General features: G+C 33.6%; 22 protein-coding genes. 11 read left to right on the top strand and 11 right to left on the bottom strand.

The window, feature by feature from the left end:
• Positions 1 to 15 precede the first annotated feature (15 nt).
• A complete protein-coding gene (locus J7E44_RS02645) occupies positions 16 to 579 on the bottom strand; it encodes a TlpA family protein disulfide reductase (RefSeq protein ID WP_214825354.1) in 564 nt (187 codons plus the stop codon).
• Positions 580 to 608: 29 nt separating this feature from the next.
• Here J7E44_RS02645 and J7E44_RS02640 point away from each other — a divergent pair, with 29 nt between their 5' ends.
• Positions 609 to 1733: a flavin reductase family protein gene (locus tag J7E44_RS02640; RefSeq protein WP_214825352.1), complete on the top strand. Its 1125-nt coding sequence runs from the start codon at positions 609 to 611 to the stop codon at positions 1731 to 1733.
• A gap of 14 nt (positions 1734 to 1747) precedes the next feature.
• A complete protein-coding gene (locus tag J7E44_RS02635; protein ID WP_390882597.1) occupies positions 1748 to 2347 on the top strand; it encodes a SanA/YdcF family protein in 600 nt (199 codons plus the stop codon).
• Here the strand turns inward: J7E44_RS02635 and tamL are convergent.
• The gene (gene tamL / locus J7E44_RS02630; RefSeq protein WP_214825348.1) at positions 2344 to 4953 is read right to left on the bottom strand and encodes a translocation and assembly module lipoprotein TamL; all 2610 of its coding nucleotides are present in this window, start codon (positions 4951 to 4953) and stop codon (positions 2344 to 2346) included. The genes J7E44_RS02635 and tamL overlap by 4 nt on opposite strands.
• Between tamL and J7E44_RS02625 the strand changes: the two genes are divergently transcribed.
• Positions 4939 to 5670 carry a TrmH family RNA methyltransferase gene (locus J7E44_RS02625; protein ID WP_214825346.1) on the top strand — a complete coding sequence of 244 codons (732 nt, stop codon included), beginning with the start codon at positions 4939 to 4941 and terminating at the stop codon, positions 5668 to 5670. The two genes, tamL and J7E44_RS02625, sit on opposite strands and share 15 nt — an antisense overlap.
• A 35-nt stretch (positions 5671 to 5705) precedes the next feature.
• Here J7E44_RS02625 and J7E44_RS02620 read toward each other — a convergent pair whose 3' ends face one another.
• From J7E44_RS02620 to porQ, 5 genes are all read right to left on the bottom strand, one after another.
• On the bottom strand, positions 5706 to 6203 hold the full coding sequence (locus tag J7E44_RS02620; protein WP_214825344.1) for a phosphoribosyl-ATP pyrophosphatase: 498 nt from the start codon (positions 6201 to 6203) through the stop codon (positions 5706 to 5708).
• Between the two features lie 3 nt (positions 6204 to 6206).
• Positions 6207 to 6515 (bottom strand): phage holin family protein, encoded by a 309-nt coding sequence (locus J7E44_RS02615; protein WP_214825341.1) that lies wholly within the window; start codon positions 6513 to 6515, stop codon positions 6207 to 6209.
• A gap of 83 nt (positions 6516 to 6598) precedes the next feature.
• Entirely contained in the window at positions 6599 to 6946 is a 348-nt protein-coding gene (locus J7E44_RS02610; protein WP_214825338.1) for a YtxH domain-containing protein, read from the bottom strand.
• A 96-nt stretch (positions 6947 to 7042) separates the two neighbouring features.
• Positions 7043 to 7717, bottom strand: a complete 675-nt coding sequence (gene cmk / locus J7E44_RS02605) for a (d)CMP kinase (RefSeq protein WP_214825335.1) — start codon at positions 7715 to 7717, stop codon at positions 7043 to 7045.
• 64 nt (positions 7718 to 7781) lie between these two features.
• Positions 7782 to 8771, bottom strand: a complete 990-nt coding sequence (gene porQ, locus J7E44_RS02600) for a type IX secretion system protein PorQ (RefSeq protein ID WP_214825333.1) — start codon at positions 8769 to 8771, stop codon at positions 7782 to 7784.
• Positions 8772 to 8939: 168 nt separating this feature from the next.
• Here porQ and pyrH point away from each other — a divergent pair, with 168 nt between their 5' ends.
• Together pyrH and frr are read left to right on the top strand one after the other, a co-directional pair.
• Positions 8940 to 9647 carry a UMP kinase gene (gene pyrH, locus J7E44_RS02595; RefSeq protein WP_214825331.1) on the top strand — a complete coding sequence of 236 codons (708 nt, stop codon included), beginning with the start codon at positions 8940 to 8942 and terminating at the stop codon, positions 9645 to 9647.
• A 142-nt stretch (positions 9648 to 9789) separates the two neighbouring features.
• The gene (gene frr, locus J7E44_RS02590; RefSeq protein WP_214825329.1) at positions 9790 to 10344 is read left to right on the top strand and encodes a ribosome recycling factor; all 555 of its coding nucleotides are present in this window, start codon (positions 9790 to 9792) and stop codon (positions 10342 to 10344) included.
• A gap of 101 nt (positions 10345 to 10445) precedes the next feature.
• Here the strand turns inward: frr and J7E44_RS02585 are convergent, their stop codons facing one another.
• From J7E44_RS02585 to J7E44_RS02570, 4 genes are all read right to left on the bottom strand, one after another.
• The gene (locus J7E44_RS02585) at positions 10446 to 11096 is read right to left on the bottom strand and encodes a hypothetical protein (RefSeq protein ID WP_214825327.1); all 651 of its coding nucleotides are present in this window, start codon (positions 11094 to 11096) and stop codon (positions 10446 to 10448) included.
• Positions 11097 to 11223: 127 nt separating this feature from the next.
• Positions 11224 to 12681: an LptF/LptG family permease gene (locus J7E44_RS02580; protein WP_214825324.1), complete on the bottom strand. Its 1458-nt coding sequence runs from the start codon at positions 12679 to 12681 to the stop codon at positions 11224 to 11226.
• Between the two features lie 66 nt (positions 12682 to 12747).
• The gene (lolA1, locus tag J7E44_RS02575; RefSeq protein ID WP_214825322.1) at positions 12748 to 13395 is read right to left on the bottom strand and encodes an outer membrane lipoprotein periplasmic chaperone LolA1; all 648 of its coding nucleotides are present in this window, start codon (positions 13393 to 13395) and stop codon (positions 12748 to 12750) included.
• Between the two features lie 69 nt (positions 13396 to 13464).
• A complete protein-coding gene (locus J7E44_RS02570) occupies positions 13465 to 15975 on the bottom strand; it encodes an FtsK/SpoIIIE family DNA translocase (RefSeq protein WP_214825320.1) in 2511 nt (836 codons plus the stop codon).
• 834 nt (positions 15976 to 16809) lie between these two features.
• Between J7E44_RS02570 and J7E44_RS02565 the strand changes: the two genes are divergently transcribed.
• The 6 genes from J7E44_RS02565 (at position 16810) to J7E44_RS02540 (ending at position 26340) form a co-directional block, all read left to right on the top strand.
• Positions 16810 to 19803: a DUF8202 domain-containing protein gene (locus tag J7E44_RS02565; protein ID WP_214825318.1), complete on the top strand. Its 2994-nt coding sequence runs from the start codon at positions 16810 to 16812 to the stop codon at positions 19801 to 19803.
• Positions 19804 to 19919: 116 nt separating this feature from the next.
• Complete coding sequence (locus tag J7E44_RS02560; protein ID WP_251040456.1) at positions 19920 to 20429, top strand: phage tail-like protein; 510 nt, start codon at positions 19920 to 19922, stop codon at positions 20427 to 20429.
• 190 nt (positions 20430 to 20619) lie between these two features.
• Positions 20620 to 21177: a cysteine hydrolase family protein gene (locus J7E44_RS02555; protein ID WP_214825316.1), complete on the top strand. Its 558-nt coding sequence runs from the start codon at positions 20620 to 20622 to the stop codon at positions 21175 to 21177.
• Positions 21178 to 21255: 78 nt separating this feature from the next.
• Positions 21256 to 21837 carry a Crp/Fnr family transcriptional regulator gene (locus J7E44_RS02550; protein WP_214825314.1) on the top strand — a complete coding sequence of 194 codons (582 nt, stop codon included), beginning with the start codon at positions 21256 to 21258 and terminating at the stop codon, positions 21835 to 21837.
• A 196-nt stretch (positions 21838 to 22033) separates the two neighbouring features.
• Positions 22034 to 25300 carry a cytochrome c biogenesis protein CcsA gene (locus tag J7E44_RS02545; protein WP_214825311.1) on the top strand — a complete coding sequence of 1089 codons (3267 nt, stop codon included), beginning with the start codon at positions 22034 to 22036 and terminating at the stop codon, positions 25298 to 25300.
• Between the two features lie 173 nt (positions 25301 to 25473).
• On the top strand, positions 25474 to 26340 hold the full coding sequence (locus tag J7E44_RS02540; RefSeq protein WP_214825309.1) for an SPFH domain-containing protein: 867 nt from the start codon (positions 25474 to 25476) through the stop codon (positions 26338 to 26340).
• The last annotated feature ends 21 nt before the right edge of the window (positions 26341 to 26361 follow it).

Below are 26361 nucleotides of genomic sequence, written 5' to 3'. Positions count from 1 at the left end.
TAATTCTGTAGGATTTTATTTTAAAAATGAACTGATTTTTGAATCTAAAAGTTCTTCACTCATCATTCCCAAAGACTCATCAGTTTTAGTCCCTTTTCTCATGTATGTAAAAGGAATAGATCCGCCATCCCATTGCTTGAAATTTTTAGGGAAGAAATTCTGATCCAGCTTTTTTCCATCCAATAAAACAATATTTTTTGCTAGATCGTTTTCCTCTGCGAATTTCTTAACGGAGGTATTCCATTCAGACTGATCATCCAGATTAACGAAAGTGAATTTAACAGGTTTTCCTTTTAATTCCTCCATCTTTTTCTTGAAATGAGGAATTTCTTTCATACACGGCCCGCACCAGGTAGCAAAGAAGTTGGTGACATACAACGTATCATTATTTTTAGCAAGATAATCACCTATATTATTAGGTAAAATTTCTTTGGAAATATATGCTGTATTACCAGATCCATTGTTGTCTACGACAGAAATTGAATCTTTAGGACTTACTGTATCATCAATTTTTTGATTTTCTTTTTTACAGCTTACCAGTGTAATAATAACAAGCGTTGATAAAATTATCTTCTTCATAATTATTTTAGTATTTTTGAATTTGAAGTATGGAACAACAAATCTATAAAGGGAAACTTACGCAGTTTCATTGGTTAAAAATAGCGAAAAAGGAAGACCTGACCAAAAATACTTTTTCTCTGGAATTCGAAATTCCGGAGAATTTACAAGAGAATTTTCGATTTGAAGCAGGGCAGTTTGTTAGTATTAAATTTCAGTCTCACGGAGAAGATATCGTTAATGATTATTCAATGACTTCGGCTCCTTATGAGAAAAAGATAAGTTTAGGAATAAAGATAAATTCATCTGAAGGAGCAACTTCAGAACTCTTTAGAAATTACAATGTAGGCGATCAATTACTAATCAGTGAGCCAAGTGGTAGATTTACTTTAGTATCAAAACCGAGTGAGTTCAGAACAATTATCGCCTTTGCTGCAGGAATTGGTATCACCCCTGTTTTAAGTCATTTTAAAAATATTCTCCATAATGAACCACGAACGAGATTGTTCTTATTCTTTGGAAACAAGAGTTCTGAGGAATTAGTTTACAGAGATCTTCTGGATAATCTTGCACGGAAACATAATAATAGATTACAAATTTTTTATTTTTTTTCTAAGGAAAAAACTCCGGATCAATTTTTCTATGGCAGGCTGGATGCTAAAAAATTAAATTTAATTATCAACCAGATTTTACATCTTGATGATACAGATGAAGAATCTACCATTTGGGATGCTGTAGATGAAGTTTTGATTTGTGGAAAAGGAGAGATGATCAAAACCCTTGCAAATGCTTGTTACCATCATGGTATTCCCAAAAAAAATATTCATTTTGAGCTTTTCGAAGAATTTAATGATGATATATATCCTATAGAAAAAGAATTTCCATTAATAGAAAATGTGGAAGTAGACTTTAAGATACAGGGGCAAAAATATTCGACAGAACTTCCTGATAATAGAGAGAAAATTCTACAGCAATTACTTATTCAAAAATTCCAAGTTCCGTATTCCTGTAAATCAGGAATCTGTGGGAGCTGCGAATGTTATCTGGAAGAAGGAGAAGTTGAATTACTAGAGAATGAATATTTGACCGAAAAAGAAGAATCGCAAGGAAAAATATTAGCTTGCATGTCTATTGCAAAAAGTAAGAAAATAAAGCTTAACTTTGATCTCATTTGAGAGTTGTAAGAAACATATTTAATCTTATTATATCATCAATAGAAATTGGAATTCTAGTGATATGTCTTGCTAATGCATGGGTTTTTGCTCTTACTAATGGTAGGACCTATACCAAAATATCAAAAATACCACCACGCGAAATTGCTTTAGTGTTAGGAACATCTCCTAAAATGAGATCAGGCTTATCTAATCCTTATTTCACAAAGAGGATGGATGCTGCTGCTTTACTCTATCACCATGGAAAAATTAGAAAGATAATTGTAAGTGGCGAAAAAAGCAAAGGGTATAACGAACCGGCAGCGATGAAAAACTATTTAGTCTATCAGGAAGGGGTACCTGAAGAAATTATCATAGAAGATCCCAAAGGTTTTAACACCTACAAAAGTATTTTACGCTGTAAAGACATTTATAAGGAAAATAATGTAATCATTGTTTCACAGGGTTTTCATAATCTACGTGCTTTATTTTTTGCAAGAAATAATAATATGAATGCTTTAGGTTTTGATGCACAAGATGTTAATAAACCTGAAAGTTACTACAGAAACCAATTCAGAGAAATATTCGCCAGAATGATTGCTGTAGTGTATTTTTTACTGGGAATTTCTCCTGATTAGAAAGGATAACCAAATGCGATATTTAATGTTGGCTTGAAAGGTTGGAAATCTTTAAATCTCCATCGGTCTCCATTAGGTTTATTGGGATCATAGATCTTGTAAGCAAAATCTAGCCTTAAAGTAATATAAGCTACATTCACTCTTAATCCAAATCCACTACCAACACCAACCTGGCCTAAGAATTTATTGAATTTAAATTCATCACCATATCCGTCATTATAATTACGAAGACTCCATGTGTTACCAATATCGGTGAATAAAGCTCCCTCATACATATCAGTAAAAGGAATTCGATATTCGATATTGGTTGTCAGTTTTAAATTATCCGTCATGTAGGTTCGAACCCTTTCATCAATCTGAGAATCAGCAGGACCTAAACCACCAAAAGCAACCCAGGCTCTGATGTCATTGGAACCTCCATTGAAATAAGATCTTATCACAGGCATTGAAGTGGAATTTCCGTAAGGAATTCCTACACCAATAAACTGTCGAAGAACCAAGGTTTGATTTCCATTAAATTTAAAATACTTTCTTACGTCAAAGTCGAATTTCACAAACTGAGCATAAGGTACTCCGAAAATAGTTCTTTGCGGGCTGGTTACAACCCCTCCATCATCTCTTTTCTGGTTAAATATACTCAATATATTACCTGCCAATTCTACCTTTCCATTAAAATAAAATGCATTAGGGTATTCCTTTTTTCCGATCTCATTATACACATAATTATAGATCATAGATGAAATCAGAACATCTTGAGTTTGTCTGTCCTTATTGACCAGGGTTCCTGTAAATGCGGTAAAAAGATCCCTTCCTTTTTGATCAAGACTTGTAATGTAATTGGTATCAGTTACAATTTGTTGGGAAACTTCATCAATTGTAAGCTGTCCGGCCAAATATTTAGTTTCCGTTGACTGACCTACCGGGCCGCTTTGAAAGTAATTAGTAAATATTTCTTTTCTTAACTCATTATCATTGGTAAAAAAATCATAATAAGCCGATTTATTCTTTGTTAAACTTAACTGTGTGTTGAAAAGTGTTAACCTATGAGATACTTTATCATTTACTGTTGCCAGATAATTTAATCCTGTATTAAAGTTAACCCTTCCTAAACCTATATTATTTTGTACGGTGGCACCCAGAACAATAGATGATGTTGGACTGTATCTTTTAGGGATCAATTTATAATAATCAAAAGGTAGCAAAAGTCTTGGAAAATTAATTGATGCCTGTGCAGATAGTTCATAAGCTAAAATTCTCTGGCTAATATCCTTGGTACTTCTTATCGACCCAAATGTCCCCGATAAACTTGTTGAAAGGTTTTCTGCGCCTTTAAAAATATTTCTTGTGGTAAGATCAATAGAAGGTGAGATTCCTAAATTTAATATTTGAGAATAATTAATATCTGTTCCCACTTTTAATTCATATTTGGGCAGCGGTTTCAGCAAATACAAGACATCAATAATACTGTCATTTGGAGATCCTTCGCCGCCCTGTCTTAAAGAATCTTTAGCTTTCAGAATGGTGAAGTTATTCATTGACAAAATATTTCTTTTGGTCAGATCAAGTTTCTTCTGATCATATATTTGTTTATGACCGACAATAATATTTCTCCATATAGATCGTGTCTGATATTTATTATTAACCTTATGAAATCTGATTCCTCTTAAACTGTCCTTCGCTGTATTTTTACGAAAATCTCCTGCCTCATTTACTATAGCAACATCAATATTGCCAATTGTAGCCACTTTATATGGAGTATCAATAGAATCATTGTGAATCTCTAAAGTAAGAGGTACCTGTTTTCTGCTTTTTAATGAATCAGCAACAAAATAAACTTCATCATTAAAATTATTAAACCTATAATAGCCATAATCTTTCATGATCTCATTGATCCTCATTACTTCCTTTTCAAGTACTGTCTGATCCAGAACCTGCCCTGATCTGATAAGGGTTTCATGAATCTTTTGCTGATATATATTATGAACAACCGGATCTGGAATATTGTAATAATATTCTTTGATATAAGTTGGATCATTATGAGTGATAAAATAAGTAACTGCTGCCTTTTTTGCTGCTGAATCAATCTTTGTCTTAAATTTCACTTCACCATCCCAGTATCCTCTGTAGGTAAGTCTTTTATTAATAGATTCAGCTCCTTTCTCAACTTTTGTCTGATCCAGAATAACAGGTGCTGCACCCCAGTTGTGGTATAATCTGTCAAGTAATAAGCTTTTTCCTATGCTGCTTTTCATGTTGTACTTAATGAAAAGAGAATCTCTTAATTTTTGAGTTCGCATTTCACTAGGGTAGGTCATGTATTCATTAAGAATAGTATCGTATTTAGGATTAGCTGCATTATATAACCATAACCCTAATGGCATAAACAGGAATTGTTTTTTATTAGGTTTTTGCTGTACATAACCCTTTAACTCACTGTCAAAAGCTTCTTTTTGATCTTCAAAATTAAATTTGTTTTCTGTAAGCAAATATTCACCATCAGGAACTTTTTTTGTAGTACTACAAGCACAAAGAAGAGCAATAAATGTTGCAAATGATATAATTTTATAATATTTTTGAGGAGAATTCTTATAATGCTTACAGCTCATACAATAAAAATTTTACAGTCTTTAGATAAAAAGAAGTTCAGACAAAAATACAATTTGTTTTTGGTTGAAGGTAATAAAATCATTTCTGAACTTCCGAATTCTAACTTTAAAATTAAAGAAATATTATCTACGGATCCACATAAATTGGATTTTCCGGGAATAATGATGACTCATATATCTGAAAATGAGTTGAAAAAAGTTAGTTTTCTGAAAACACCTAAAGATTCTATTGCTGTTTGCCATATTGAGCCTGAAAAAAAAATAACAGATCAAAATATTCAGCTTGTACTGGATGGGATTCAGGATCCTGGAAATTTAGGCACTATCATTCGTCTGGCAGATTGGTTTGGAATAGAACAGATTATTTGTAGTGAGGATACTGTGGATTTCTATAATCCTAAAGTGATCCAAGCCAGTATGGGATCTTTTACGAGAGTAAATATTGTATACTGTGATCTTGTAGAGTATCTTTCTGAGACGGATAATATAAATATAGGAACTGATATGGATGGAGAAAATATTTATCAGTTTGAAAAGCCTCATAAATTAAATCTAATCCTGGGAAATGAAGGAAATGGAATGCGTCCCGAAACCGAAAAATTACTTCATAAGAGCATAAGTATTCCAAGATTTGGAAAGTCTCAGTCTACAGAGAGTCTAAATGTATCAATGGCTGCGGGAATAATATTGGGACAATTGTTTGCATCTGAAAAATAAAAAAAACCGCTGAAATGCGGTTTTAAATTTTAAACTTATATAAGTTGTTCCATACTGGATACACTTTTATTTTTTTGATAGCTTTCAAGCTTTTTTCTGACATATTTTAAGGCAATCGGCGCCAGATAGATCATTGCAACACCCAATAATTTCTTTTTCCAGTTGGAGCTGCGCATATTTTTCTTTGCATAATTTCCAACTAAAGCAGTGGCACCCAACCTAATAATACCATCTAATGCATTTCCTGACAATGCAGAACTTGCAATTCCCATAGCCGTATTTTTACTAATAAGCATATCTTTTACTTCAGAAGTAAGCTGCTTTGCAATAACATCTTTTCTCAAAACAATCTTTTCATCACCATCTTCATCTACTTTTTCTTGTAAATACTGATCAGTTAAACCATTCGTAAATGCGCTTAAACTTTCCTTTGTATTTTTGAATGTAAGAAGGTTTTCCAAATCACCTAATTCCTCTTTCAGTAATTTCTTTTTTATTCTTAATTCTTTTAAACTTTCATAGTTTCTGCCCATTGGTTAATGATTTAAAAATTTAATAACTTGATCTGCCACGGAATTTACTATTCTCTTTTTAAATAGAATAACAAGAATCATTACTGCAAGGTAGAACGCAGCAACAATTAAAAATCCGTAAGAATAATTATCCATTGCCTTACCTATAAGAAATGCAATTCCAAAGTTAAAAAGAATAATAAAAAAGGCAAAAGCAACAAGTAATACAACCAGATAGGTAATCATACCTGCGGAAAGTGATGACTTTTCGGTAGCTTCTATTTTAAGTAGATCTATTCTCTTAGATGCATATTCTTTAATAGTTTCTATCATCTGTTTTTTTTTAAAGTTACAAAAAAAGGAACTTTAATGCAAAAAGTCCCTTTCATAATTTAAAAATTAATTGAAAATTATTACTATTTAAGATCGTTCAATTCTGCTTCTACATCTTTTACTACATCAGTAGTTTTAGAAACAATCTGATCTTTATATTTGTCGTATCCATCTTTTACGGTGTGAGCAACACTATTTGCTGTTTCTTTGAAGGTAGAAGATATATTACCATACTGATCTTTTACTCTTTCAGAAACTTCTCCGTACTTGCTTTTAGCCTGATCTTTAAGATCGTTAGCTTTAGTCTTTATTTTTTTTCTAGTTTCTTTTCCTTCTTCCGGTGCGTAAAGCATTCCCAGTACTACACCCGCTGCTGCACCTGCAAGAAGACCTGCTAATATACCTGCTGTATTGTTTCCTTTTCTTGACATTTCTTGTTTTTTTTAATAGTTAATAATATTAGTTTTTTACTGTGATAAATATTACAATTAATATACCAAATGACGGATTGTTCTTATTAAATATTGTTAAATCTTTCTGATATAGGCCAGTATCGCCTCAATAGTTTCCTTTTTGGAAAGTTCTGTATTGTCAATGATAATAGCGTCTTCCGCTTTTTTTAATGGCGCAATCTCCCTCTCACTGTCTATTTTATCTCTTTCGATAAGATTTTCCTTTACCTGCTGCTCATTAGCTTCTATATCTAAACTTAAAAGTTCATTATATCTTCTTTTTGTTCTTTCATCAATACTGGCTGTCAGGAAAAATTTAAAATCAGCATCAGGTAAGACAATAGTTCCGATATCTCTGCCATCCATTATAACTCCGCCTTTTTCGGCAATAGATCGTTGTGATTGCAATAGAAAATCACGTACTTCTTTTTGCTTGGCAACAAGACTTACATTATCGGAAACTTCATTGCTACGTATCTCTTTCGAAATATCATTATGATTAAGGTAAAGAACAAGTTCACCATTGTTATTTTTAAATTCCAAATGAATTTTATGTAACGATGAAAAGAGTAGGTTTAGGTCTATAGAACCATTTTCGTTCTTACAATTTTGCAAAGCAAACCAGGTAACTCCTCTATAAAGCGCCCCTGTATCTAAATGAATAAGCCCCAATTTGTCAGCAATGACCTTTGATATTGAACTTTTTCCGGTAGACGAGTACCCATCGATAGCTATTACTGGTTTTTTCATACCACAAATTTCAAGATTTTTTTTAAAAAATCAAGGAAATGGAAAATTAAATGTTGAAAAAGTTTTAGTAGCGGTGTCCGCTAAGGTCCATAGAGATTCCTATTTGATTCACATTAGAAGAGTTATGATACCTTACATGTGCATAGTCAATTCGGAATTTTGAAATCTTAATTCCAAATCCACCAGATAAACCAGAGAAGTTTCTTTGGTCTGCTACAGCAAGTTCATTACCTCTTTTTACATTATATCCCAGTCGGATGTTAAAGTTCTTTTCAGGGAATAACTCAGCGCCTATTGAAAAGTGATCAGCAATTTTTCTTCCTACATTAACTTCCTGGCCGTCTACATTAAACTGTGAAGAGATATCGAATTGTTGTAAATCGTGTGCCGTAATCGTAATAGCAAGAGGAATTGCCTTTAATATTTTGGTGTATCCTAAATCGATACGGAACGGAAGATCTTCTCTTGTTCCATTAAAGGATTTAAACTGGTATCCGAAATTTCTGGCAACAAGGGAAACGACTTCTTTATTTTTCTTATTATGATACGTTATCCCTGCAGTACCTGAAAGCGCTGATGAAGTATAAGTATCAATTTTTGAAGTGATAAAATTAATTCCACCTCCAATTGTCCAGTCTTCTTCAAACTGATAAGCATAACCTGCACCTACAGCAACATCAGAAGCCGTGAATTGCCCATTTTCAAAACCACTTTCATCTGTTCTGGGGATATCACCATAGCTCATATATCGAGCATTGATCGTAGCCATATGGCCATTATCAAAGTCTTTAGCAAAAGCAATAGTTCCATATTTAGAATCTGCGAGGTACGCAGCTCCGTTCACAGAAAGCTGTTTGTCTGAGTCCTTATTAAGTAAAGCCGGATTTGCAATAGCAAAGGAAACATCATAATCTCTTATAGTAATTGCATCGCCACCTAATGCAGCTTGTCTGGCAGATACGGGAATGTTTAAGAATGGATAAACATTTGTTCCCGTTTGTGCAAAAGAAACAATTCCTGACAGAAATAATGAAAGAATGATAATTTTCTTCAATTCAGTTTATAATTATTGCAAAAATAATCCTTTTTTGTAGTTGTCAAAATATTTCCCACATTATTTACAGCTAAATATTTTTCTTTCTCCAATATTTTTAATGATTATATTTGCAAAATCAAATTTCAGGGAAATAAGCCCTATTAAAAAAGTTATTAAAAATTAAAAATGAAATATAAAAGAATCCTTCTAAAACTTAGTGGTGAAGCCTTAATGGGGAATAGACAATATGGTATTGATAATGACAGGCTACAGGAATATGCTGTTGAAATAAAAAAAGTAGTAGATAAAGGTTGTGAAGTTGCCATTGTAATTGGAGGAGGAAATATATTCCGTGGAGTAGCAGGTGCTGCAAAAGGGATGGACAGGGTACAGGGTGACTATATGGGGATGCTGGCAACAGTAATCAATGGAATGGCTCTACAGGGTGCTTTGGAAGATGTCGGAATCAAAACAAGACTTCAGTCAGCTATTGAGATGGATAAAGTAGCTGAACCTTTTATTAAAAGACGTGCCGTAAGACACCTAGAAAAGGGGAGAGTTGTTATTTTTGGAGCTGGCACTGGAAACCCTTATTTTACAACAGATACCGCAGCAACATTGAGAGCAATTGAAATTGGTGCTGATGTCATTTTAAAGGGAACAAGAGTAGATGGAATTTACGATAGTGATCCTGAAAAAAATGTAAACGCTGTAAAATATAATTCTTTATCTTTCGATGAAGTTTTTGAAAAAAACCTTAAAGTGATGGATATGACTGCATTTACTTTAAGTCATGAAAATAAATTACCGATTATTGTTTTTGATATGAATAAGGATGGTAATTTAGGAAAAATCGTAGACGGAGAAAATGTTGGTACTTTAGTTGATTTGTAATTAAGCGATAGTAGGATTTAGGCAATTAAATATTACAAGATTCAAGGGCTTAAAGATGATTAGTCACTACTATTAATTATCATTTGTAACTTATCAATTATCATTTATAATTTTGTGTAACCTATCAAATTTTTATTATATAATGGAAGAATTAGATCTTATAGTAGAGTCTGTAAATCAGGACATGGACGCAGCTATTAAACATTTGGAGCATGCATTTCAAAGAATCAGAGCAGGACGTGCTTCTACGTCAATGGTTCAGGATGTTATGGTAGAATATTATGGTGCTCCAACTCCTATTAACCAGGTAGCAAACGTTTCAGTTCCGGATGCAATGACAATTTCTATTCAACCTTGGGACAGAACGGCTATCGGTGCTATTGAAAAAGCTATTATTAATTCTAACTTGGGTTTTGCACCTTCTAATAACGGGGAAAATATTATTTTGAATGTTCCGCCTTTAACAGAGGAGAGAAGGAGAGATTTGGCAAAACAAGCTAAAGGAGAAACAGAACAAACAAAGATTGTTGTAAGAAATGCAAGACAGGATGGTTTGAAAGAACTTAAAAGACTTGAAGGCGTTTCTGAAGATGTTATCAAAGGGATTGAAGATGATATTCAATCGTTAACAGACAAGTATGTAAAAGCTTGTGATGACCATTTAAAAACAAAAGAAGCTGAAATTATGAAAGTATAATTTTTAGTTTTTTTAAATAATATAAGAGAAGCTGTCTGATTGGGCAGCTTCTTTTTTGTAAAAATCTATAAGGGGAAAGCGATGGATCAATAGTTTCTTTTTTACAGACATTTAATTTCGCCTCTCTTTTCTTTGTTTTTTAAGAGCTGCTGATAGGTACTCAATAACTCATCAGCTGAGCATGGTATTTCCTTATTGGCAATTTTATCAATATCGGGACGGGTAGATTCCTTTGAGCGTATAGTATATCTTTTTTCAAAACATTTAATAGGTTTGCTATTTTGTAAATAAATACGCTGTTCAATAATATCATCTTTTGTTTCTGGCTTTTCAGGTGTTCCACCATCAAAATTCCATGAAGTGTCTTCCTTAAAAATAAAAAACAGCGTATTGTCTTTAATGAAATAACTTTCAACGGAAGAAAAATGACTGTACTCTGCATAAAAGTGTTTTATTATTTTAAGCCCACTCTGATCGGAAAAAAAAGTGACTGTTCCTGATCTTTCATTATTACAATTATAATCAAAGCTTACCGAATCAAGTTCTTTCTTATTTAATTGCTTGTTTATCGTATAATATTCCTTTCTGATGTCCTCAATGGTTAACAACTTATTATTCACCGTTGAAGAATCCCTTTTATGGTTGGAAGTTAATGTATCTGAAGAATCAGTATTTTTTACAGGAATTTTATTGGTTTCTTTTTTACACGAAAAAATAAATGCCAGGCTAAGTATAAGAAATAGGAGTTTCATATAAAGATAATTTAAGATTAAAGGACTCAGAAATTTTTCCCTGTCTACTAGATTCATTTATCATCTTATTTCATATGTAAATTTAAAAATTAAAATAAAAAAGATCCGGTAATTCCGGATCTTTTTATTATTGGTATCTCTTATGTTCTTTATTTTTTGAGAATCGTTTTGTAATAGGTTTGAGTAATGCTTTGTATTTCTCAGCATCAAATAACTGTGAATCTGTAAGTGCTTTATAGGTCATGATCACTCCAAATGGGAAAAGTATAATATTAGGAAGCCATGCAGCCAGATAAGGATTTAAGGTGCCCGCCCAGGCAAGGTTTTCCATACCCACATTAATTACATAGAAAATGATAAATATGACAATCGCAATAATGACAGGAAGACCCATTCCTCCTTTTCTGATGATAGAACCTAAGCTGGCGCCAATCAGAAAGAATATGATACATGTAAACGAATAGGAGAGTATCCTTTGCTGATAAATAACGATTTTACTGAAATATTTAACATTAGGTTTAAAATCATTTGTTTTCCCGTCAAGAGTTGATTTTAAATTTTCCAAACGATTGTAGGCATTATAAATGATCTCCATTCTTTTATTAACCTTTACAGTATCCAACTTTAACTGCTGTTTAACCGGAGCCTTGGATTTATTATTTTTATCCATATAGGTAACCACAGAATTGGTCTGATTCAAAACATCACCTGTTATGGTAGTGAAAAATTTGTCATTATCTTTTTTATTAAGATCAATGGTCTTATTCAGTTGATTAAAAGTCTGGAAACGGTAATCATCTGTGATTTGTTCTTCTTCAATTGCTTTATTAATGATCTCACTAATGTCAAAGTGAGAAACCAATGTGTCAAATTTGATGGCTTGATCAGGCTGTTTTAATCTTACAGCTTCTCCCTTACCTGCAAAGTTATCTTCAAATACATATCCGTTGTATAAAACAAGCTTCAGATAGTTTTTATTAGCAGCAGGAATAAATTTTCCTTTTTCCGCTACAATAGATTGTTGATTTTCAAAAGTACTGGCTTTTCTGTGAATAAAAACGCCCTCGATATTTTCACCATTTTCTCCCTGAATTTTATCAAACTTTACCATATATCCTGGGATCTGATCGATAAACTGTCCCGGAGTAAAGTTAAGGGCCGGTTTTGTCTGAGCAATGTTAAAAAGCATATTCTTGGCCTTCCTTTGGAAGTCCGGAATGATATTATTAGAGAAGAAGAAAAGCATTATGGACAATAGGGCAGTTACCCCTAAAAGAGGGACCATAACTCTGGTTAAAGAGATTCCGGCTGCTTTCATAGCAGCAAGTTCATAGCGTTCCCCGAATTCCCCGAAGGACATAATACTCGCCAAAAGAATAGTAAGCGGTAATACCATACTGATAACGCTTACTCCGAGATAAAAAAGAAGTTTAAGGATTTGCCAGTAGCTTAATCCTTTTCCCATAAATTGCCCTAATTGAACCCAGATAATGTTTACAATAAATATGAAAAACAATACACTGAATATAAAGAAAAATGGTCCGAAAAAGGTTTTTATAATATATCGGTCTAGTATTTTTAACATTCGCCAAAATTAATCAAAAAGCCACAAAGTTTACTTTGTGACTTTACATTTTATTACTTTTTTAAATTACAATTCTGTAATGACGTAATTTTTAAATTTATTCTTATCGAAAACAAACATATTAGGATCTAATTCCTGATTTTCTTTGTATTCTTTAATAGCAATTACAGCAACGTCTTTATTATTTCCATGTTGTTCCAGTTTCACCATCTGTTTCTTTGCAGAATCTACAAATAGATAGACATAACTTAGACCGTTTGGTTTAACAGGTGTTAACTTAATAAGGTCTGTACTTACACCGTTTACGATTTTCTTACCACCATAGGCTACATTGTAATCATTTCTATAAGTGGAAAGATAATTGATGGGGGAGAACATGGTGCCACTTCCATTAGGCTTGGCAATGGTTACCTCCATATCATCTGCATTGATATTATATATTTTACTCCCATCGAACACCTGCTCCGTATCCATGATCTTCAATTTATATTTATCGCCTGCAGAATAATAAATTCCAGGCTCAGTTTTAGCAACTTGTCCATTAACACCGCTTCCAAAAGAAAATTTGAAATAGGTGTTTTTTTTGGATTTATAGTTAGCAGTTATATCATCTAATATCTTTTTCGCTTTTGCATCTATCTTCTGTGCATTAGATAAACCAACAGCCCCTACCACAAATCCTCCTAATATAATTTTTGAGATAATACTTTTCATTTTTTTACTTTTATTAATCTTTAGACATTTTCCTGTTTAAAAAGTTAAACAGCACAGGGTGTTTTCCCTTTATTTACGCAGATCTTCCAAAAACTGTTCCAAAGAATGAAGGTCACTAATAATAACCTCTCTTGCTTTAGCTCCATTAAATCCACCTACGATACCACTAGCCTCAAGCTGGTCCATAATTCTTCCGGCTCTGTTATATCCTAACTTCAATTGTCTCTGAAGCATAGAAGTGGAACCTTGTTGTGTTGAAACAATAATTCTTGCTGCTTCTTCAAATAACGCATCTTTTTCATTGGGATCGAAAGTGCCCACTGTACTTGTTGAATCTTCAGAAACATATTCAGGAAGTAAAAATGCAGAAGCATATCCCTTTTGTTCACCAATAAATTCAGCTATTCTTTCTACTTCAGGAGTATCAACAAATGCACATTGAAGTCTTAAAATTTCATTTCCATTAAAATAAAGCATATCCCCTTTTCCTATCAGCTGATCTGCTCCAGTAGAGTCTAAGATCGTTCTGGAATCTACACTTGAAATTACTCTAAATGCTGCTCTTGCAGGGAAATTAGCTTTAATCATCCCTGTAATTACATTTACGGAAGGTCTTTGAGTAGCAACAATAAGGTGAATGCCTACAGCTCTTGCCAGCTGCGCCAATCTTGCAATTGGTAATTCTACTTCTTTTCCTGCGGTCATAATTAAATCTGCAAACTCGTCAACTACCAAGACAATATAAGGTAAATAACGATGTCCGTTTTCAGGGTTCAATTTTCTTTCAGCAAATTTTTTATTGTATTCTTTTAAATTTTTACAGAAAGCATTTTTCAGTAAATCATATCGGTTATCCATCTCAACACAAAGAGAGTTCAGAGTATTGATCACCTTATTGGTATCTGTAATGATTGCATCGTCCGTATCAGGAAGTTTCGCTAAATAATGTCTCTCTATTTTAGAGTATAAAGAGAGTTCCACTTTCTTCGGATCCACCATCACGAATTTCAATTCACTAGGGTGTTTCTTATATAGTAGTGAAGTAAGAATAGCATTAATACCTACTGATTTACCCTGTCCTGTTGCACCTGCCATTAGTAAGTGAGGCATTTTGGATAAGTCAGCCATGAAGATTTCGTTGGAAATTGTTTTCCCGAAAACCACAGGTAAATCCATATCTGTATTCTGGAATTTATGTGATGCAATTACAGAACGCATAGAAACCATAGTAGGGTTCTTTCTTGGCACTTCAATTCCAATTGTTCCCTTTCCTGGCATCGGAGCAATAATTCTGATTCCCAATGCCGAAAGATTCAAAGCAATATCATCCTGTAATTTTTTAATAGCCGCTACTCTGATTCCTGCTTCCGGAACAATTTCATATAAAGTAACGGTTGGACCAATCGTCGCTTTTATTTCAGCGATACCTACGTTGAAGTTTTTTAACAGACCAACAATCTTATTTTTATTTTCTTCTAACTCCTCTTTATTAATAGAGATTTCCTCATTCCCGTAATCCTTTAACAGTTCCACCGTTGGCATTTGGAAATTAGGAAGATCCAGTTTATGATCATAAAGACCATGCTTCTCGATAAGTTCTTGAGATTTCTTTTCTGTATCATCTAAAACATCAATTACTGGAGCTATCTCAACATTAAATTTGATATCATCTTGTGTAGTTGGTTTAATATCAAATGCCTGTTCAGGTGTTGAAACCGGTATTGTAGGTTTGGTGTTAAGATTTAAATTAAGTGATTTAGAAAGATCCTCATCTCCTTCAAATGAAGTATGGTTAGGGGTGGCAATAGTTTCAAGATTTGTTGATACTGGAACATCCGGAAAACCTTTGGGTACATTTACAGGCTCCTGAGCCTTAGCAGAGACTGTTGTGTCAGTAACCGAAATATTTGGGTGATCTTCAGTAACCTCCTCTTCCAGTTCTTCGTCTGCTTCAAAGTTTTCATCTGAACTAGGCATCATTGATCTTACTTTTCCTATTGTATTTTCATTGATGTTATTTAATTTAGCTTTAATAGAGCTAGGACGAAGATTGAATTCCAAAATAAAATATAATGCAATACTTGAAGCCAATACCAACCAAAGCCCTACTGTTCCTATAATTGCATTAAGAGAATCCATGATCTGATAACCATAAACTCCACCTAAAACACCTTGACCTTTTGTAATGGCACCCATGAAAATGGGAACCCAGCAAATGAAAAACAAAGAATGTCCTATGGTTTTCCAAGGTTTGAATATTTTCTTTTTTAAAATTAATGTTCCAACCACTAAAAATAAAAATGCAATGATAAAAGAGGCTACACCAATACTTTCAAATATAAAAATGTTTCCTAACCAATCTCCAACTTTGCCAAAAACATTTGAAGATTGTATGCTTTTATCCATCATTGTTCCAGCCTGACTTTGATCAGCTTTCCAATTCATTAAATAAGAAATGAAAGAGAAAATAAGGACGACAGAAAAAAGTATGAAAGTAAGCCCGAAAAATATACGGGGTTTAGATAGAATTTTGCCCTTTTCAGACATATCTTGTTGCTTAGTTTGTGTCTTTTTATCCATAATATCAATGTCGGCAAATTTAGTGTTTTTTCAATACTAAAGAATATTTTTTAACTAACTTTTCGATTTTAGCTTTAATCAAAATAATCAGTCTTTGCCATACGATTGTAATGAGTACCAGAGGAAGAAGAGAACTATTATTAAATGTATAAGGGTATCTATAATTTTAAACCAGAAACAGGTATATTTTCTCTTTTGATCAATTTATATTCTTTCTTGATATTTAATAAATATAAAGTATGGTCCTATAATGGGTTAAATTTTTATTCGTATTATTCGTGTGACTTTGATAACTTTTTATGTTTGTATGATTTTTCCTAAAATCCAATGCCTATTCCTTTAATTTTTTTTTTGTATTGTTGCACTGTGTTAAGGATTTAACCCTTAGTAGAAAGCGAATCGTTTGATTGGCATATATTTAACACACACACACAAGTATGAAATTAAACACTATTAAATCGATCAGTTTTCCCCTTGTTATTTATTCTATAATGAGTTATTATGAAAAGAATATCCACAATTCAGGATTCTTTTAATAAGATCAGGACTTGTTTCTAGCTACGATTAAAAAAACTTATCTATAGTTTTATAGGATCTCAATTAAATAATTTACAATCCGCATTAGATAGCAAAGAGTACTTCTTTGGCTGCTTGCGTATGTTATTATGCATACACACAGGTGATTAAATCATATTCTTATAGAAGAATTGATTTCTATCTCCGCGAGCTCTTAAGAGGTGAAAATTCTATTATTTGATCAACTTACTTTTTTGAATAATGAATGCGACTTGTAAAGTACTCCAATAATTAAACATATATTGAAAATTATACAAAATGAAGAAATTATTTATTTTTATTTCCTTTACCCTATGCTATATGCTATGGGGGCAATCACCCGGAGGTGTCAACGCGAATTTAAGAATCTGGCTCAAAGCCAATGATGGGTTTTCATCAAACTCATGGAAGGACCATTCAGGTTCCGGTAATAACTTTACTCAAAGCAACAGCACCAGAAGGCCTTTTCTTATATTGCCATCACCAAAACATAATTTTAATCCTTCTGCTGATTTTGGAGCCTCAAGTGCTACTGATGCTAGGTTTATGGTGGTGCCTAATGGCGGACCATACACGAATAAATCAGCAAACACTGTTCTAATGATGGTTAGTGCAAAGGACTTAGTGGGGTTTCATGATTATATTGGTTTTGGAGGAACTACTACAGGTTCGAGTTTATCACAAGCTAACCTTCCTGTAATCACTAATAATAACAATAATAATACCTCTGCATTGCTTTATCCTACAGCAGCAAGTACTGTTGGAAGAACATTAAATAAAAACCATTTAATTGATTTTTCTTACAGTGAAGGCGGTTCTGTGAGATCAGGTCTTGATGGGATAAATAGTTCAGGACCCATTATCAGGGCTGCTTCTAATAGACTGACTGGTGGGGCGATTCTAGGCTCACAGAGAGAAGTTGCAGCAACTGATATTTCAGAAGTAATTGGTTTTCAAAGAGATATTACGCTGGGGGAAAGAAACAGAGTTCGTTCTTATTTGGCTATTAAATATGGGGTTACATTAGCTCAGCCTCAAAATTATATAGCCTCTGACGGAACAACTATTTCCTGGAATTCCAATAGGAATTCTAGCTTTAACAGCAATATTTTTGGACTGGCCAAAGATGATAAGACAGCATTAGATCAGAGAGTATCTAACAGCATCAACAGTGGAACGATACTTACTGTTGCTACTGTTAATGATTTTACTTCAGCTAATTCTTCAGGAAGCAGAACGTCTTTTACTGCAGATAATACTTTTTTGATGTTTGGAGATAATAACAATACCTCTAGAAATGTTACGGATGTTCCAGCAGTTATAAATCCAAATGGAGAAAGAAAAAGAATCCAGAGAGTATGGCAGGTAGAAAAAACAAATAATAGTGGCTCTGTATGGCTTCAAGCCGACTTATCAGCATATTCGATTAACACGAATATTTTTATGATGGTGGCCGATGATGCAAGTTTTCAAAACAATTTAGTAATAGTTCCCGGTGTAATAAATGCCGGTGGTAAGGTCGTATTTAATCATATTTTTTCTAAAAACAGCTACATTACTTTCGGAGGGGAGATTACAGAAGGTAACTGTGTACAATGTACAGGAGGAAAAACATATAGATTCAGAACAGGTTATGCATGGTTACAAGCAGGGCAGTCAGGTAGAACTTCGAATGAAATCTCTAATATTTTATTAGGAAATACCACAGAGGGAGGGCTTAGAGTTGTTAAAATGGTTTCCGATTATACAGAAAACCCTTCAATGGAATATGCACCAAGAGCTTATCCTAGAATGTATCGGGGAACCTGGGTGATTACTAGAAGGTATGATAATACTAAGGCTGTTGCAAGACATTTTGTGGAGTTTAATCAATCTGTAAAGGCAAGATTTCAAATTTCCAATATTAATACCTATCTGAGAAATGGAAATCTATTTACTGTAAAAGGATATTGCGATGGAAAGGTTGTATATCCTAAAGTTACTTATGCATACCCTGTAAATGATACAAGAACGACTTTTTCCATAGATGGAAATTTGCTGACTGGAATAAGACCATTTAGAGGTTTCACTTATTTATATTCTACTGCGAATATTGTATTTGATCGTCCTGTACAGAAAATAGAAATTGAATGTAAAGTAAATCGGGTTAACGCAAGAAAAACTTTGCGATCATTAACTTGGGGCGATATGGCATTGGAATGTGCTGCCAATCCAGAACCAACAGCTGATCATATGAATATCTACCAGTCATTTACAACCAATCCTGTCTATTCTTGTAATGAAACAACTATGATTATGAGAATTATAAATAACAATTCGGCTAATAGAAAGATTAGTATCAGCAATAATCTTCCTGAAGGTTTAGCGTATGTACCCGACAGCTATAATGATGTAGAATTATCAGGTAATCCGCAACCAACATATGCCGGGAAAGTTTTTTCATTAAATAATTTAGTGGTTCCACCTGGAACTCACACTGTTTATGTGGACGTGAAACCTACGAATAATACGGGGACTACTTATCAGACACAAGCCGATTTCACTGTGCTTAATACGGGAAATAATTACAAAAGTGATGGAGACGCTTCAGTTCCCGGCTTTCAGACTTCTCCTTTAGAAGTATTAAAAGGCCAAGAAGTAGATATCTCAAAATATAAATTAACAAAATCTGTTAATGTATCTTGTGGTGTAAATAACCAAAAAGTAACATATAGATTAACAATTGAGAATAATTCTGGAGCACCGGTAACAGGAGCAAATTTAGAAGAAAACCTTGAGGGTGGTCAGACAATAGAAAGCTATATTCTCAACGGAATTACTGGAACACCAGCTGTAAATCCAGTAGGAGCAACTATATTTCATTTAAATGATGTTACCATACCGGTAGGTATAAGTACAATTGATATGGTGGTAAATCTACAAGACTCTTATGATAACAATAATACCTCAGGTATTGTTAGTCAGTTTATTATAGAAATAGATTCTGATAATCCTTGTAGTAGTAGTTCTACAGCATATTCCAATGCTTTGCTTCTTCCTCTTTGTAATGGGATATGTACTAAAGATCCAGCATCGGGAACCCCTAATGGTATAACAAGAATGGGTATTAGCGGGCATACTAATCTGCAGCAAAACTGGCCAGCTAATGTTCCTAATGGATTTTTAGCATTAGAATCAAAGAACAAAGGATTTGTAATTACCAGAACTGCTTCTGATAAAATAGTTAGTCCTGTAGAGGGGATGTTGATTTTTGATACTACCGATAAGTTATAAACTTTATAACGGTACTACATGGAATTGTATATCAAGATCTTGTAACGATTAATAATTTTAAAGCCATTAATTCCATAAATCGTTGAATAAAATGGATGGCATAAACAAAAAACAAAATGAAAAAAATAAATAGAATTATAACGATGGTAGGGTTGTTGTTTATTGGATCAATGCATGCACAGATAGCAATAAATAAGGAGAAAGTGGATGGGGATGGTCTTCTTGATTTTGCAGCGAATACTACAAATGGTATTTTGTTGCCAATTGTAGAAATACTTCCTGACGACGCTGTAGGGGGTACTATCTTAATGGATAAAAATGATAAAATTCTAAAAATGAATACAGGTGCTGCGTGGGTTCAATTAAGTGATCCGGGATCTATTACTGGTGTTGTTTTTAATACTAATAATGAATTGCCGGGAAAAAACAGAATAATCATGGGATCTCATACTTCCAATGCGCCTGGAGTATTGGTGTTGGAATCCCTCGACAAAGCATTGATACTGCCGAAAGTGGCAACACCCCATATCAATGTGAAAAGTCCATTTCCCGGAATGATATGTTATGATACTACTAGTAAAACTTTAGCCGTATTTGATGGCCTGAAATGGAGCTATTGGAAGTAATATGATGATCAAATAATATTTGGCGGTCTAAATGCTGATTATGATAGGACGGTTATGCCCCGATTCTATATGATAATCCAGCTTTAGCCGCCTTTATATTTTAAATAGTTTTATTTTTTGAACTAGTTCAAATGTCAGGAAATAGGATGGGAATAACTTTGCTTTATTAAATTTTAAAATTAGAATTATTATGAAAGAAGCATTTTTGATCATCGATATTCAAAATGATTATTTTCCAGATGGTAAACACATTTTGTCAGGTTCCGAACAGGCAGGGAGAAATGCATGTAAAGTATTGGAGTATGTCCGCAGTAAAAAAAATGAAATTATTCATATTCAACATCTGTCTGTGAATGAAGGTGCTGATTTCTTTTTACCGGATACCTATGGAGCCGAAATAAATGCCTTTGTGCAACCAGTAGAAGGAGAAAGAATCATTATTAAGAATTATCCCAACAGTTTCAGAAATACGGATCTTTTAGCACACCTTCAGAAAAAAGGGATTAAAAATTTAATTATATGCGGAATGATGACGGATGTTTGTGTAGATGCTACAGTAAGAGCTGCGATGGATCTTGGCTTTAAAACAACGGTTATTGGTGATGCCTGTGCAACTGAAAATCGTGAGTTGTATGGTGAAGCAATAAATGCAAAAGAGATACACTCATCTTATCTTGCTGGATTTACAGCTTTAGGTAACTTGTATGCAAATGTAATGTCCACAGAAGAGTTTCTTAAAGAAAGGTAAATATCTAAAATTTCAGTAGGATTATAAAGATACCATCATTGTTGGTATCTTTATATTTTATAAATTTTTTAAAACTTTATGCTTGATCTACTACATAAAAACATAAACCAGCACATCCTGTTTTCAGATGAAGAGTTTAAAAAATTCTCTGAACCTTTTAAACTTAAAGCGTTTAAAAAGAAAGAAGTAGTTCTTAAGGAAGGAGATTATTGTCTTTTTGAAGGGTTTGTGACAGAGGGCTGTTTTAAGGTCTGTTTTTTAAATGAAAATGGTGCCGAGCAGACTTTGTATTTTGCAGTCAAAGGATGGTGGATCACAGATCTGGACAGCCTCATTAATCACGTTCCGAGTACACTGAATATTGAAGCTCTGGAAGACAGTAAAGTATTAATGATTTCAAAAAAAGAAAAGCTTCATCTGTATGAAACCATGCCAGTAGTTGAAAAGCTCTTCCGAATTATGAATCAACAATCTTCAATTGCGCTACAAAGAAGGATACTTTCATTATTAAATAAGACAGCTGATAAACGTTATATTGAATTTCTGGAAAAATATCCTGAACTGGAACAAAGGATAACACAACAGCAAGTGGCCTCTTACCTGGGTATTTCTCATGAATTTTTAAGTAAAATAAGAAAGAAAACAATGCTTGGTAAATAGATGTACTCAATAATACACATAGCTTTTTTTTATTCACAATCCCGGGGTTTTTAGTTTTAAATTTTCCTCAATGTTTTTCGGCTTATTAAGAATAATTCAAAATAACTAATATAGGCTTTAAAATGATAAAAAACATCTTTTTTTATCGACCTTTTACTTAATCATGCTTATTTTTGCATGTCAAGTAAAATAAATCATGAAGAAGATCCAAGATATTCTTATTTCAACCAGAACAATGGCTGTGTTGCTGCTGGTCTTTGCATTCTCTATGGCGTATGCAACGTTTCTCGAAAACGATTATGGAACCCCTACAGCGAAAGCATTAATTTATGAAGCAAAATGGTTTGAGCTGATTATGGTATTGCTGATCTTAAATTTCATTGGAAATATCGGTAGATATAGACTATGGAAGAGAGAAAAGTGGCCGGTTCTTATGTTTCACCTCGCATTTGTTTTTATTTTTATAGGTGGTGCCATTACAAGATATGTAAGTTTTGAAGGAACAATGCACATCAGAGAAGGCGAAACTTCAAACGAAATTGTAACGGATAAGAATTTCTTCAAAATTCAGATCGAAGAAAAAGGAGATGTTCTGAACTATCAGGATATTCCTTATCTAATGTCTCCATTACATAAAGACTTTAGTGCAACTTATGATTTCCATGGAAAAGAAGTTAAGATCTTTGCTAAAGAATATATTCAAAGAAAAAAAGACAGTCTGATTGCTGATCCGAATGGTGCAGAATACCTTCATTTGGTTTCAACAGGACAGACCGGAAGACAAAATATTTATATCAAACCGGGAGAGACAAAATCCATCAATGGAACTCTTGTTACTTTTAACAGAGCCATTGAAGGTGCTGTAGAGTTTAAAAATGAAGGCGGGAAGTTATTCGTTAAAACTCCGGTTGATGCAACCTATATGACGATGGCAACTCAGGCTACCGGAAATACTAAAAAAGATGAATTCCAACCTTTAGCATTAAGAAGTTTATACAGTATCAATGATTTAAAGTTGGTAGTACCTGAAGGACTTAGAAAAGGGAAGTTATTGGCTATTGAAGGCGATAGAAAGAAGGATCAGGCTGTTCCTGATATGTTGAAAATTGAAATTCAGGGTCCTAAAACAAAACAGCTTGTTGAGTTGTCTGTAGAAAAAGGAAATCCAAATGCCTATAAGCAAATTACCATGGACGGGTTGAATATTATGGCTGGTTTTGGTCCTAAAGTATATAATACTCCTTTTGCATTGAAACTGGATGATTTCGTAATGGAAACCTATCCTGGAAGTTCTTCACCAAGTGCTTACGAAAGCCATGTGAAAATTATTGATGGCGGAAAGCAGACACCTTATAAAATTTATATGAACCACGTTCTTAATCATGACGGATATCGTTTTTTCCAGGCAAGTTTTGATCCGGATAGAATGGGGACTGTATTATCTGTAAATCATGATTTTTGGGGAACTATGATTTCTTATTTGGGATACAATTTATTATTTCTTGGAATGTTTATTATTTTCTTCTGGAAAGGAACTCATTTCTGGAAGTTAAATAAAATGTTGAGAGATGTTAATAAGAAAAGAGCGGCAACAGTCGTATTATTGCTACTAAGTTTAGGGTTAAATGCTCAAAAAATTGAAACTCACGGAACCACTGATGGAAGCAGAGAACATATTCATGTAGAAGGCGATGGGCATTCTCATGCACAAGTTCCTGAAACGAACCGGCAAGAAATAGCTCCGCGACAAAATTCATTAGCTAGTCCATTAGGTAAAATGAGAATGATTTCTGCAGATGAAATTATTGCTAGAAATAAAATAAGTAAAGAACACGCAGATAAATTCGGATACCTTTTAGTTCAGAATTTTGAAGGAAGAATTGTTCCTATCAATACTGAAGCGCTGGATGTTTTAAGAAAACTATACAAAAAGGACGAATTCAAAGGAACAGATGGAAAGTCTCTTACAGCCAATCAATGGTTTCTGTCTATCAATACTGATACCCCAAGCTGGACAATGGTTCCTATTATTAAAGTAGGTTCTAAAGGAGGAGACGAATTAAAGAATAAAACAAAGGCTGATGATGAAGGTTATACTTCATTAATGAATCTTTTCCCAGCGGATGCCAATGGTAATCTTACTTATATTTTGGAGCACGATTATAACATCGCTTTCCGTAAAAAACCTGCTGAACAGACTAATTATGATAAAGAGATTATTTCTGTAAATGAAAGAGTTCAGATTTTCAACGAATTTTTTAGTGGGCAGTTTATGAGAATTGTTCCTGTGAAAAATGATCCGAATCACACTTGGCATTCTTGGTTGGATCAAAAATTTGAACCGGATATGGAATCTCAGGAGGTAATGGGACCTTATTTTGCAGAAGCTTTAACTGCTCAGAAATCAGGATACTGGAAAAAAGCTGATGCTGAACTGAAGAAGCTTTCAGATTACCAGCAAAAGTGGGGGAAAAGTGTAGTTCCTTCAAAATCTAAAATAGATCTTGAGGTGTTCATGAACAAAGTGAATATCAACTTTAAATTATTAATTTTCTATACTTTAATTGGCGGATTGCTATTGTTATTAGGTTTTGTTGATTTATTCAAGCCTAACAAAGTATTAAGTAAAGTAATCAAAGCAATTATTGTTTTAGGTCTGATAGGATATATATTCCATTTCTTAGGTCTTGTGGCAAGATGGTATATTTCAGGTCATGCACCTTGGAGTAATGGATATGAGGCTATCATATTTATCTCGTGGGTCGGTATTTCTGCAGGATTATTATTGTACAGAAATGCCAATGCACTAATTCCTGCTGCAGGATTTATGGTTGCAGTAATTATGATGGGATTTGCACACGGAGGATCTGCTCTTGATCCACAAATTACACCTTTGGTACCTGTATTGAAGTCATATTGGCTAATTGTACACGTAGCGATCATTACTTCAAGTTACGGGTTCTTTGCCCTATCTATGATCATTGCAGTGATATCATTAGTATTCTATATTATTTCAAGTAAAAAGACCTATAAAATTCACCATGATACCACTTTAAAAGAATTGGTAATTGTTTCTGAAATGTCTCTTACTATAGGTTTATTTGCTTTAACTGTAGGGAACTTCTTAGGGGGAATCTGGGCGAATGAGTCATGGGGTAGATACTGGAGCTGGGATCCAAAAGAAACGTGGGCTTTCATCTCTATCATGGTGTATGCTTTTGTACTGCACATGAGATTGGTTCCTGGATTGAGAAGTAAATGGGCTTTCCATGTAGCTACGATGTTTGCTTTCTGCTCGATGGTAATGACCTATTTTGGAGTTAATTACTATTTAACAGGTCTTCACTCTTACGCAGCAGGAGATCCGGTTCCGGTTCCGGCTTGGGTATATATCGGATTATCTGTTATGCTCTTATTATCCGCTGCTTCTTACTTTAAATTTAAAGCATTAAATAAAAAATAAGGTTTGCAATTAAAATAACAAAATCCCGGAAATATATTTTCCGGGATTTTTTGTTGTGATCTGCAAAGGAATTTTTCTAATGGTTTAAAAACTTGAAACTTATCTGTTATATTTTAAAACTAATTTATATCTTTATGATATCAAAATAATATCATTTTAAAATTTATATTTATATGGAAAAAATCCTAAAACCTATGTCCGGCTATATAACACTGGTAATTTGCCTTGTTTTATTTATAGCTGCTGTTTACTTATTTATAAGTGGAGTAGATCAAAGTATTACTTATGTTGTTTTAGCAATGGTATGTTTTCTAACTTCTTGTTTCTTTTTGAAAGGCTTAATGATCATTCAGCCTAATCATTCAAGAGTATTGAACTTCTTTGGAAAATATGTTGGAACAGTAAAAGATAACGGACTGTTCTTTATTAACCCATTGTATTCCTCACAAAAAATATCACTCCGTTCTGAAAATTTACAGGGACAGACTTTAAAAGTGAATGATAAGATGGGAAATCCAATTGAAATTGCTGTCGTTATTGTATGGAAAGTGGGCGATACTTATAGAGCAGCTTTTGATGTTGAGCGTTATTCTGATTTTGTAAAAATGCAAAGTGAAGCTGCTGTGCGTCATTTGGCTATGAGTTTTCCTTATGATAATTTAGAGGATGATCATGCTCCGATTACCTTGAGAGAGGGTGGTGACAAGATCAATTCTATCCTGGAACAGGAACTTACAGATCGTCTCTCAAAGGCAGGAATTGTGATTCAGGAAGCTAGGATATCACATTTGGCATATGCATCAGAAATCGCGGGAGCAATGCTTCAGAGACAGCAGGCCACTGCTATTGTTGCGGCAAGGACAAAAATTGTAGAAGGGGCCGTTGGAATGGTTGATCTGGCATTAAAAAAACTTTCTGCAGAGAATATCGTAGAATTAGATGATGAAAGAAAGGCTGCCATGGTTAGTAATCTTATGGTGGTTCTTTGTGGTGAAAAAGCGGCACAGCCTATTTTAAATGCAGGAACTTTATATAATTAAAATTCCTGCCAACTTAAAAGC

This window comes from Chryseobacterium sp. ISL-6 (assembly GCF_018613715.1).
Classification (GTDB): Bacteria; Bacteroidota; Bacteroidia; order Flavobacteriales; family Weeksellaceae; genus Chryseobacterium; species Chryseobacterium paludis.
The sequence above is the reverse complement of the archived record's forward strand: the minus strand, read 5'-3'. Positions and strand labels throughout refer to the sequence as shown.

What these genes read in the sequence shown, in the direction of transcription:
- J7E44_RS02645 (WP_214825354.1), bottom strand. Translation starts at nt 579, where the DNA reads ATGAAGAAGATAATTTTATCAACGCTTGTTATTATTACACTGGTAAGC.
- J7E44_RS02640 (WP_214825352.1), top strand. Translation starts at nt 609, where the DNA reads ATGGAACAACAAATCTATAAAGGGAAACTTACGCAGTTTCATTGGTTA.
- J7E44_RS02625 (WP_214825346.1), top strand. Translation starts at nt 4,939, where the DNA reads ATGCTTACAGCTCATACAATAAAAATTTTACAGTCTTTAGATAAAAAG.
- tamL (WP_214825348.1), bottom strand. Translation starts at nt 4,953, where the DNA reads ATGAGCTGTAAGCATTATAAGAATTCTCCTCAAAAATATTATAAAATT.
- J7E44_RS02620 (WP_214825344.1), bottom strand. Translation starts at nt 6,203, where the DNA reads ATGGGCAGAAACTATGAAAGTTTAAAAGAATTAAGAATAAAAAAGAAA.
- J7E44_RS02615 (WP_214825341.1), bottom strand. Translation starts at nt 6,515, where the DNA reads ATGATAGAAACTATTAAAGAATATGCATCTAAGAGAATAGATCTACTT.
- J7E44_RS02610 (WP_214825338.1), bottom strand. Translation starts at nt 6,946, where the DNA reads ATGTCAAGAAAAGGAAACAATACAGCAGGTATATTAGCAGGTCTTCTT.
- cmk (WP_214825335.1), bottom strand. Translation starts at nt 7,717, where the DNA reads ATGAAAAAACCAGTAATAGCTATCGATGGGTACTCGTCTACCGGAAAA.
- pyrH (WP_214825331.1), top strand. Translation starts at nt 8,940, where the DNA reads ATGAAATATAAAAGAATCCTTCTAAAACTTAGTGGTGAAGCCTTAATG.
- frr (WP_214825329.1), top strand. Translation starts at nt 9,790, where the DNA reads ATGGAAGAATTAGATCTTATAGTAGAGTCTGTAAATCAGGACATGGAC.
- J7E44_RS02585 (WP_214825327.1), bottom strand. Translation starts at nt 11,096, where the DNA reads ATGAAACTCCTATTTCTTATACTTAGCCTGGCATTTATTTTTTCGTGT.
- J7E44_RS02580 (WP_214825324.1), bottom strand. Translation starts at nt 12,681, where the DNA reads ATGTTAAAAATACTAGACCGATATATTATAAAAACCTTTTTCGGACCA.
- lolA1 (WP_214825322.1), bottom strand. Translation starts at nt 13,395, where the DNA reads ATGAAAAGTATTATCTCAAAAATTATATTAGGAGGATTTGTGGTAGGG.
- J7E44_RS02570 (WP_214825320.1), bottom strand. Translation starts at nt 15,975, where the DNA reads ATGGATAAAAAGACACAAACTAAGCAACAAGATATGTCTGAAAAGGGC.
- J7E44_RS02565 (WP_214825318.1), top strand. Translation starts at nt 16,810, where the DNA reads ATGAAGAAATTATTTATTTTTATTTCCTTTACCCTATGCTATATGCTA.
- J7E44_RS02560 (WP_251040456.1), top strand. Translation starts at nt 19,920, where the DNA reads ATGAAAAAAATAAATAGAATTATAACGATGGTAGGGTTGTTGTTTATT.
- J7E44_RS02555 (WP_214825316.1), top strand. Translation starts at nt 20,620, where the DNA reads ATGAAAGAAGCATTTTTGATCATCGATATTCAAAATGATTATTTTCCA.
- J7E44_RS02550 (WP_214825314.1), top strand. Translation starts at nt 21,256, where the DNA reads ATGCTTGATCTACTACATAAAAACATAAACCAGCACATCCTGTTTTCA.
- J7E44_RS02545 (WP_214825311.1), top strand. Translation starts at nt 22,034, where the DNA reads ATGAAGAAGATCCAAGATATTCTTATTTCAACCAGAACAATGGCTGTG.
- J7E44_RS02540 (WP_214825309.1), top strand. Translation starts at nt 25,474, where the DNA reads ATGGAAAAAATCCTAAAACCTATGTCCGGCTATATAACACTGGTAATT.